At 29.9% G+C, this 9,851-nt stretch carries 6 protein-coding genes; 3 read left to right on the forward strand and 3 right to left on the reverse strand.

The window, feature by feature from the left end; translation table 11 throughout:
• Nucleotides 1-187: 187 nt before the first annotated feature.
• Genes KI686_RS15200 through porQ form a run of 3 tightly spaced genes read right to left on the reverse strand, consistent with a single transcriptional unit; the run spans nucleotide 188 to nucleotide 3,385 of the window.
• Nucleotides 188-1,627, reverse strand: a complete 1,440-nt coding sequence (locus KI686_RS15200) for a hypothetical protein (RefSeq protein WP_237590189.1) — start codon at nucleotides 1,625-1,627, stop codon at nucleotides 188-190.
• Between the two features lie 48 nt (nucleotides 1,628-1,675).
• Nucleotides 1,676-2,362, reverse strand: coding sequence for a (d)CMP kinase (gene cmk, locus KI686_RS15205; protein ID WP_237590190.1), 687 nt, complete (start codon nucleotides 2,360-2,362; stop codon nucleotides 1,676-1,678).
• Nucleotides 2,363-3,385 (reverse strand): type IX secretion system protein PorQ, encoded by a 1,023-nt coding sequence (gene porQ, locus KI686_RS15210; protein ID WP_237590191.1) that lies wholly within the window; start codon nucleotides 3,383-3,385, stop codon nucleotides 2,363-2,365.
• Nucleotides 3,386-3,784: 399 nt separating this feature from the next.
• Here porQ and KI686_RS15215 point away from each other — a divergent pair, with 399 nt between their 5' ends.
• The 3 genes from KI686_RS15215 to KI686_RS15225 are packed head-to-tail and all read left to right on the forward strand — an operon-like array spanning nucleotide 3,785 to nucleotide 9,643.
• Complete coding sequence (locus tag KI686_RS15215; RefSeq protein WP_237590192.1) at nucleotides 3,785-6,865, forward strand: SusC/RagA family TonB-linked outer membrane protein; 3,081 nt, start codon at nucleotides 3,785-3,787, stop codon at nucleotides 6,863-6,865.
• A gap of 8 nt (nucleotides 6,866-6,873) precedes the next feature.
• Complete coding sequence (locus tag KI686_RS15220) at nucleotides 6,874-8,742, forward strand: SusD/RagB family nutrient-binding outer membrane lipoprotein (protein WP_237590193.1); 1,869 nt, start codon at nucleotides 6,874-6,876, stop codon at nucleotides 8,740-8,742.
• A 31-nt stretch (nucleotides 8,743-8,773) separates the two neighbouring features.
• Nucleotides 8,774-9,643: a hypothetical protein gene (locus KI686_RS15225; protein WP_237590194.1), complete on the forward strand. Its 870-nt coding sequence runs from the start codon at nucleotides 8,774-8,776 to the stop codon at nucleotides 9,641-9,643.
• Nucleotides 9,644-9,851: the final 208 nt, after the last annotated feature.

Consider the following 9,851-nt stretch of genomic DNA (forward strand, 5'->3'; position numbering starts at 1 on the left):
CCTATTTATAAGTTTATAGTTTTACGCTAACTTATTTGTATATGGTTTGTTCCGTGTTTGTTTAGCTAAAAGTAAGCAAATTATTACTGATTAGAAAGTCTGCGAGGACTTTCGCAAGTAAGCTAAAAGCAGGCAATAAAATTTATATTTTGTTGTAAACAGTTTACTCCTTTAATGATATCTGTAATTATTCATTAATTTTTGTTAAATTATATATGTTATAAGTCTTAAGTTTTTTGTCATAATTAATTAACCTTATATTATCTTTTTGAATAATATAAAAATGTCTTTCTAGATTCATAATATTTTTCAATCTATTGTTATAAATATTTTCATCAATATCATAATATTTATAGGCATTATCACTGTCAATTTTTTCTAAAGACGAATTTAAATTTACTTCAAAATAGTTCCCAGTATTTTTTGCATCTGCGAGTGCTTTAAATATCATCATTTGAGCACCTGTACCATTAATCGAAAATGCACCAGAATTTAGATTATAATTTAAAGCATATGCATTGTTATTCCACCAAAAGTTATTTGTTGTTTTATTGTTATAAGAATTTTGGTCTAAATGACCTATTCTTACTAAGTACTCATTATCTATAGTTTTATTCACAGAAATATTAAGGGCAGGTAAATACATTGAACCAATTGCTTGTGGTGTAAAATCGTTATATACTTTTTTTGGTTTGAAAGACTTCGTAATATCTTTTCCTCTCATTACAATTTTGTTGTGTTTACCAAACTCTGATTTAGTATAATGAAAAGTTTTTAGTTTTTCCAACGAATTTAGTGCATATATATCAAAAAAAGATTCTTCCTGGTACATTTTAAATGTAAAAAGTAAAGAGTCTTTAACAAAAGAACTTAATCTTTTTAATTCGTTTTTATTTCTAACCTGAATCTTTCGATTAATAATTTTACCTGAAGGTTTAATAGTTAGAATATTAGTGACTCCTTTTTTTTTATCTTCATTAGTAAAAACTAATTCTTCACCATTATAAAAGCCTTTATAATCTAAAATAGGTCCATTAGCAAGAAATTGTTTATCATTCACAAATTCAGATTTTTTTCTTAAAGAACTAAAAAAAGATTTATCAAGTTGGGTCTTTGGAGTAATAATTTTGGCTACAGTATTTGATGCTTTTTTTATAAACGCAAAAGGATATGAAACATTCGTTTTTTGGCCTACAATAAATGTAATATTTTTATGAGAGAAAATTTGTTTAGCCTCAAATGGAATTTTAGAAAAAGTTATTTTTCTATTTATGTAATTTATATCTTGTACAATAATCTTTTTGTTGGTAGATTCCCTTACAATCGTTAACGTACTATCATTAACATGGAAAGTCAAGTAATTAGGTTTATTTACCTCATTATATATTTCTAAATTGTTAATTTCATTGTTTTTATCCAAAAAATATATTTTTGAATTGTATCCTGTGGAAATTTTATTTATTACTATGTGAAATGAAATTGAATCGTTAACTGCACCTGAAAGATTAGTTAAGTTTCTGCCTTCGATTGGAATACTCTTAATTAAATCTTGAGAGAATATAGTCTGGTTAATTCCGATTAAAATCAATATTAAAATTGATATAGGTTTATATTTTTTAGATTTCATATTTTCAATAGTACTTAATAAGTTAATTTGGATTTCATATGTAATTGTTTACAACTTATTGTCAACTAAAGTGCAAATACTTTTAAACTGCTCTTCTATACTCATATCAGAATTATCAAATTCTATTGCTTCTTCTGCTTTTACTAAAGGAGAATCTTTTCTTGTAGAATCTATTCTATCTCGTTCTTGCACATTAAAAAGTATTTCTTCAAAATTAACATCATCACCTCTTTCTATTAATTCTTTATAACGTCTAGTTGCTCTTTTATCTGCAGAAGCTGTCATAAACAACTTTAATTCTGCTTCCGGAAAAACTACAGTTCCTATATCTCTACCATCCATTACAACACCACCTTCTTTACCCATTAACTGTTGTTCTTTTACTAGTTTTTTTCTTACTTCAGAAATTGCTGCAACCTTACTAACTAATTGAGATACTTCTATAGATCTAATCTCTTTTTCTACATTAACACCATTTAAAAACATCTCTGCAAAACCTAAATCTTTATTAAATTTAAACGTTAGTGTAATGTCTTTTAAAGAATCTATTAATTCTTCATCCTTTAAAAAATCTAAGCCTACTAATTGATTGTTTTTTGCAAAAAGAGTTACAGCTCTGTACATTGCACCTGTATCAACATAAATATAATTATATTTTTTTGCAATTAATTTGGCAATTGTACTTTTTCCTGTTGATGAAAACCCATCAATTGCAATAATAATATTTTTACTCATTTACTTTCTTCTATTTAAATCTATTAATAAACTGAATGTACTTGTATTAAAGGCTGAATGAAATTTAGAATATGCATAATTAAACTTTAAGTTATTTAATTTAATTCCAAAACCGTAAGATAAACCACTAAATGTTCTTACATTTTGTAACTTTAACTCTGCAGCTCTCCTAAAGTTATAACCCAATCTAAAGTTTATAGCACTTTCTGGAAACAACTCTCCACCTATTATAAAGTGTCTAAAAGAATTTTCTATAAAACCAATCTTTTGTTCTGTAACATTACCTTCTAAATCTGTTGTTTGTTCAGATGGATTAGCAACAGAAATATCCCATTGTTGTAAATTATCTATAGTTGCATACCATTTAAGAGGCACATGTTCTAACTTATAAGAACCACCCAAAGCAACTTTTAATGGCAACTTTTCTTTTGTACCTGTGTAAGATTTAGTTTGTACACCAATGTTTCTTACAACTAAACTAACTGTAAAAGGTTTGTATGGATTACTAAATAAAACTGCTAAATCTGTAGAAATTCCTGTTGAAGTATAACTAGCAATATTAGAGTTTATAACTCTAATATTAGATCCAATAAAAAAATCGGTATTAGGTATATTAACAGCATATCCTAAAGAAATGGCAATATCACTAGCACCAAAACTACCTGTTTCATTTCCTTGTTCATCGGCACCTATTAAAGAACCATAATCTACATATTTTATTCCTCCGTGTATTGTACCAAATCTTCTAGAAATTGTTTTTGCGTAAGATAAAGATCCAATATTAATTCCTCCTAAATAACTTGTATAGTTTACAGATACTTTATTATCAAGATCTTCATTAATTACAGAAGGGTTAGAAATTGGCTGATTAACATCATCTAATAAATTTAAAACTTCTCCTCCTAAAGCTACTTGCCTAGCAGAAGTAGGTAAATTAAGAAACTGAAACACTTCTTCTCCTCCTGTTTGAGCTTTTAATGAGACAGATAAAAATAAAATAAAAACACAAAATAACCTTATCATCAACTAATTTTAGTTTGGTTATACAAATATACTTTATAACGGACTAGCATCATAAAAATTACTAAGTAAACACTAAAAATCTTCTTAAAAGAATAAACTGATTAGTAATTTTTAACTTTCTAAGATTTTATAAATCTATGTAATTAATAATATTTTTTAACCAGCAATTTTAGATGTTTTTTCTTACAAACCATAAACAACTGTAAATAAAAACATTACAAACCCATTGTTAAAAGTTTAAAAAAAACCTCATAATAACGCAAAAAACCAAACAATTCTTCACAAAAACACTTAAAAACGCATAAAAACAGCATAAAAAACGCAATAAAAATAAAAAAAACGCATAAATATTGTTTTAAATTGTTAAGTTTGTCTTAACTAACCAAATTAAAATAACTTATGATTAAAAAAATTAAAGTTACACTTCTGGTTTTTTTTACAACTTCATTCTCTGTTCTGTTTTCACAAAACATAGCAGTAAAAGGAACTGTTGTTGATAAAATTGACAACCCTTTGCCGGGAGTAACTATTCTAATTAAAGGGACTAATAAAGGTACGTCTACTGATTTTAACGGAAACTATAACATATCAGTAGAAAAAGGTAAAACTCTTATTTTTTCTTCACTTGGTTTCGAAAAAAAAGAAGTTATTGTAAATGGTTCAACTATTAAAGTTGTTTTAGAAGAAGACACCTCTGTTCTTGGTGAGGTTGTAATTACTGCAGAGTTTGGTTTAAAACGTGTAAAACGTAGTATAGGTTCTTCTGTTCAACATATTGATGGAAAAACAATTGGCGATTCTGGTAGAGAAAGCTTTATTACAGCATTAGCAGGTAGAGTCCCTGGCCTTAATATAGGTTCTACTAGTGGTAACCCAGGTGCTTCTACAAATGTAGTTCTTAGAAATATTACATCTATTTCTGGTAATAATCAACCTCTTTATGTTGTAGATGGTATTCCTATGAATAACTCTACTTTTGATCCAAGTGGAATGTCTGGTGGAGAATTCTCTGTCCGCGACATGGATTTTTCTTCTAGAGGAAATGACTTTAACCCAGAAGATGTTGAATCTATAACGGTTTTAAAAGGAGCTAGTGCTGCTGCTTTATATGGTTCTGATGCGTCTAATGGTGCAATTATTATTACAACTAAAAAAGGTAAAGCAGGAAAAGGTACGGTAAGATTTAGTAATTTTCTTAAGTTTAGTAAAGCATACGGATACCCAGATATGCAAGATAAATATGCAAACGGAGCTAAAGGAACAACCAATTACTATTATACAAGTAAATACGGAGGATTATACCCAGAGGGTACAAAAATTTATGATAATATTGATGCTGTCCTTCAAACAGGTTTTCAACAACGATACAATGTTTCTGTAGAAGGAGGGTCAGAAAAAGCAACAATACGTGGTAGTTTTTCTCAATTAGATGAAAAAGGTGTAATTAAAACTACTAAATATAAAAGAACTAATTTAAGCTTATCTGGTAAAGCTGATATTACTGATTGGTTAACATTCGAAGGAGCTCTACAATACACTAGTACAGAAAACAATAAAGTTAGAACAGGTACTGCTGGTCCTTTATATCGTGCTATGTTATGGCCAATGGTAGATGATATGAGTAATTACCTTGCAGAAGATGGTAGTCATATGAGAACACCAGATTATTACCTTGATGACGATTTATTAAATCCTCTTTTTGGGATGCATAAAAATAAATATTATGATGAATCTGATAGGTTTATTAGTAATATATCTGTTAATATTACCCCTATAGAAAATGCATTTTTAAGAGCTCAAGTTGGTTGGGATGTTGGTATGCAAACTTACATAACATCAACTCATCCATATTATGCAAATGCTAATGCAGGTGAAGGTAGTTACAGTATAACTCAATCAAATTTTTCTGATCCAACAGTTAATATTATAACAGGTTATACTAATAATTTTCTTGATGATAAATTCTCTTTTTCTGCTCAATTAGGATATCACCAAGTTGAAAATGGAGTAACTAGATCTAGCAGCTATGGTAGTAATTTTATAGAAACAGATTTTCAATCTATCAACAATACAGATCCTTTAACACAAACATCTAGTCAAAGAAATACGACAAGAAGAGTACAGGGAATTTCTGGTTCTTTTGAATTTGGTTATAATAATATGGCTTTTGTTACTTTAAGAGCTAGAAACGACTGGTCTTCTACACTACCTGTAGAAAATAATAGTTATTTTTATCCTGCTATAGAAGGATCTTTAATCGTTTCTGATTTTGATTTTATGAAAAAATTAGAAACAATAAATCATTTAAAACTTCGAGGTTCTTGGGCTCAAGTTGGTAAAGATGCAAGACCGTTACAAATTGATCCTCAATTACAACAAACCTATTTAACTGGTGGTGGTTTTCAATATGGTTTTACAGGACCAAACCCTAATCTTAAACCAGAAATTACAACTGCCAATGAAATTGGTATTGACTTAGGTTTATTTAAAAATAGAGTAAAAGCAAGCTTCACTTATTTTACAACAGAAAATTCAGATCAAATAGTACAAGGTTTCCGATTAAGTTATGCAACAGGTTTCGTATTAAATACATTAAATGTGGGTACTTTTAAAACTAAAGGTTGGGAAGCTAATATAGATGTAGATGTTATTAGAACAAATGATTTTACTTGGAATGTTGGAGTTAATGGTTCTAAAGGAACTTCTGAAGTTGTTTCACTTCCAGAAAATGTAACAGAATACTATAACTCTTATACTTGGAATTCTGGAAATATTAGAAATGGAATTATGCAAGGTGAGCCTATTTCTACCATAACAGGTAGAGCTTATGAACGTAATGACAACGGAGATATATTAATTAGTCCAACTACAGGGCTACCTATTACTGCTAGTGAATGGTCTATAATAGGTAATAGAGAACCTAAGTTACGTTTTGGAATAACAACTGGTTTTAAATATAAAAACTTTAGATTATCTAGTTTATTTGCCGGACGTTTAGGTGCTACTGTTGTTAACGGTACAAAAAGGTATATGATGGAAAGAGGAACAAGTTGGGAATCTGTTGCTTTAAGAGAAAGTGGTCCTCAAGTGTTTAATGGTGTTATTAGAGATGGTAATGAAAATAGTGATAATCCTACTGTAAACACTATTGCTGTTGATTATAGTATGTATGGTTCTTCTATATTTACGGGTGGAGATGAAGATTGGTTAGAAAAAAATGTTAACTATTTAAGAATGCAAGAATTACGTTTTTCTTACCGTGTACCAGAAGATCTTTTTGATAAATCAAAACTTTTTTCTCAAATGAATCTATACTTTGTAGCAAATGATTTATTTACTTGGACAAACTATTCTGGTATTGATGCTGTTGGTAACACTGTTTCTGCTGCTGCTGGAGGTACTGGTGGAGAAGGTATTGACGTTTTCTCAATGCCAAACCCTCGTAGTTATTCAATCGGATTAAGTTTAACCTTAAATTAAAAAACATCATGAAAAATAAATTAATATACATACTAATCGTCTTTTTTAGCTTAAGTAGTTGTGAAGATTACCTTGATGTAAATGAAAATATAGATGCTCCGGATTATGTAGACGGATATTTATATCTAGCAGGAATAACGCAACAATACCAAAGTATATACTGGGACCTTAGAGCAATTGCTCCGATGACTCAAATGATGGGTACAACAAGTTATACAAGTTTTGCAAATCATTATTATAGTTTAGGTAGTGACTCTGGAGGTGAAATCTGGAAAATGGTTTATTTTACTCAAGGTCAAAACCTAGAAAATTTAATAAATCAATCTCTAGAAGCAGAAGATTGGACTTTAGCCGGAATTGGATTAGCTATGAAAGCTTTTAGTTGGGATTTATTAACAAAAGTTAATGGAGAAGTTCCTATGAATGATGCTTTTGTTCCTGGCTTATTACAACATGATTATGATTATCAAAAAGAAGTTTATGATCAAGTTCGTCAATGGGCATATGAGGCTATTGAGTTACTAGAAAAAACTGATGACCAATCATATGGAGATAAAATAAGTAGTAATGATTTTATTTATGGTGGCAATAAAGAAATGTGGATTAAGTTTTGTTACGCTGTTATTGTTCGTAATTTGGCTTCTCTAACTAATAAAACAGATTTTCCAGGAACATATGCTCAAGAGTTAATTACTGCAGCAGGCAAATCTTTCCAAAGTCCTAGTGATGATGCTACCGTAAAAATTGGCGGTGGTTCACAGTCTGCTCCTTATAGTAGTTATAATAATTTCTGGGGTACAGCAAGAGGTAATTTAAGTTATAACTACTATCAGCACGATTATGCAGTTCAAGTATTTACAGGTACTGTACCAGAATATGAAGAATCAACAGGAGATAAAATTCACATTATAGATGGTAATCCATACCACCCTTTCGAACTTGCAGATAAACAAATAATTACAGACACTTTAGTTAATGAAACAGGTCATTTTGATCCTAGAGTTACTGTTAAACTAGCAACAGAAAGCAATCCTACATATTTAAACCTAAATAATGCAGATAGTATAAAAACTTACGAATATTATGGAGGAACGTTTACTGGTAAAACAGGTCCAATTGGGCAAGCTCCTTCTTTTTATGGTAGAAGTTTAACATCTCAATATCAGGGTACTGTTCACGACGGTACAGGTCGTTGGATATATAGAGATGATGCTCCTTATATATTAACAACTTATGCTGAAATACAGTTCTGTTTAGCAGAAGCTTATTGGAAATTAAATCAAAAAACAGAAGCTTATGAAGCTTTTAAAAGAGGTGTTAGTGCAGATATGCAAACTGCTGCTAGATATATAACTACAGGTACAGAAGGTAGTGCTTCTGGTGGTGATAAAATAACAACCGGAGTTTTTAACTCACTTGCTTCTGATTATTTAAATGGTCCTTTTGTTGGAGCCTTAGCTATAGATGATTTTACATTATCTCATATTATGATGCAAAAATGGGTTGCTTTATATCCTTGGGGAGCATCAGAAGCATGGGTTGATATGCGTAAATATAATTATGATATTGAATATACTGGTGAAATTCCTAGCAATGGTAATGGTTTTGTACATGGAATTGTTGAACAAAAAAAGGATACAGATGATACAAAAGTTTATAAAGGTCTGTATTTAGCACCAGCACAAGTAGAAGGAAGAAAAGGATCATATTATACTCAAAATGAAGGTTCTCCGAGTTATAGAATAAGACCGCGTTTTAATTCAGAATATATGTGGAATTTACCTTCACTAGAAGCTATAAAACCTACACCAGGTACAGCAGATAATTATCATACTTCTATTCCATGGTTTGTTTATCCAGGAGATATACCAGAATAACAGCACATATTAACTTAAGAAATATAAAAACATGAAAAAAATAACTAGAATAGCTCTCTTTCTTGTATACACTTTTTTAATTGTAGCATGTGAGCAACACATAGTAGAATACGATACCACAGAAATTGATATTGAAACAACAGCTCAATTTCAAATACACTATATGGTTCCTCTTTCAAGTGGTACCGCAAATGATATAAATAGAATAGAATTAAATGATCAGCTACTTACAAATGAAACATTTCCTTTGTATACAAATTATTTTATTCCGTATAGTGCAACAGGTGGTAAATTCTTTACAACAGATTCAGGGGTAATAAATCTAAAATTATACAAAGGTTCTGCAGATAATTTAACATTAGTTTACGATAAAGAAATAGAATTACCAGCAGGAAAAACAACTTTAATTATTCATGACTTTGATAAAATGCCTACAATGGTTGATTATGGAGAATATCCTAAAATAACTACAGAACATACAGGAGAAACAACATGGATAAAGTTCCATAATTCTCTTTATGAAACACCAGGAGTTCCAACTACCTTAAAATTACAATACCAATATCAATATACTACAGATTGGGATACAGGTGAAAAAAGTGAATGGATTAATGTTGGAGAACCAGTGTCTTTTGGAGAAGCAACTGGATGGGAACCAGTAACTGTTAATAAAACAATAGAAATTTCTTCTGGTTATGCAAGAGTTGATTACCGTATTAGAATAATTGGAGATGATGGCTCTGATCAAGGAAATTTAACAGTAGAAAGATCATGGGGTATGGTAGAATATGGAGATTATTGGACAGGGTATATAGGTAGCTATAGACAACATATCCTTTCTAGATATCGAGTAGATAACACATCTTTTTATGGTAGAGTATACCAGCATACGGCACTATAGAGAATTGAATATATAAATATGATAAAAAAGGCAATTAATTTATAAATTAATTGCCTTTTTTATTAGAATAAATGTCCCCTATTAGGCCTTAAACGAGATTCTCGATCAAATTACCAGGCATCATATGGTAAATACCAGACCAATGTAAAGAACATCTTTACAGCAGGCGATATGCGTCGAGGACAGTCGTTAATTGTCTGGGCTATTT

It is taken from the genome of Polaribacter sargassicola (assembly GCF_021991835.1).
In the GTDB taxonomy this organism is placed as follows: Bacteria; Bacteroidota; Bacteroidia; order Flavobacteriales; family Flavobacteriaceae; genus Polaribacter; species Polaribacter sargassicola.

Coding starts and splice junctions, on each gene's coding strand:
- KI686_RS15200 (WP_237590189.1), bottom strand. CDS start 1,627: ATGAAATCTAAAAAATATAAACCTATATCAATTTTAATATTGATTTTA.
- cmk (WP_237590190.1), bottom strand. CDS start 2,362: ATGAGTAAAAATATTATTATTGCAATTGATGGGTTTTCATCAACAGGA.
- porQ (WP_237590191.1), bottom strand. CDS start 3,385: ATGATAAGGTTATTTTGTGTTTTTATTTTATTTTTATCTGTCTCATTA.
- KI686_RS15215 (WP_237590192.1), top strand. CDS start 3,785: ATGATTAAAAAAATTAAAGTTACACTTCTGGTTTTTTTTACAACTTCA.
- KI686_RS15220 (WP_237590193.1), top strand. CDS start 6,874: ATGAAAAATAAATTAATATACATACTAATCGTCTTTTTTAGCTTAAGT.
- KI686_RS15225 (WP_237590194.1), top strand. CDS start 8,774: ATGAAAAAAATAACTAGAATAGCTCTCTTTCTTGTATACACTTTTTTA.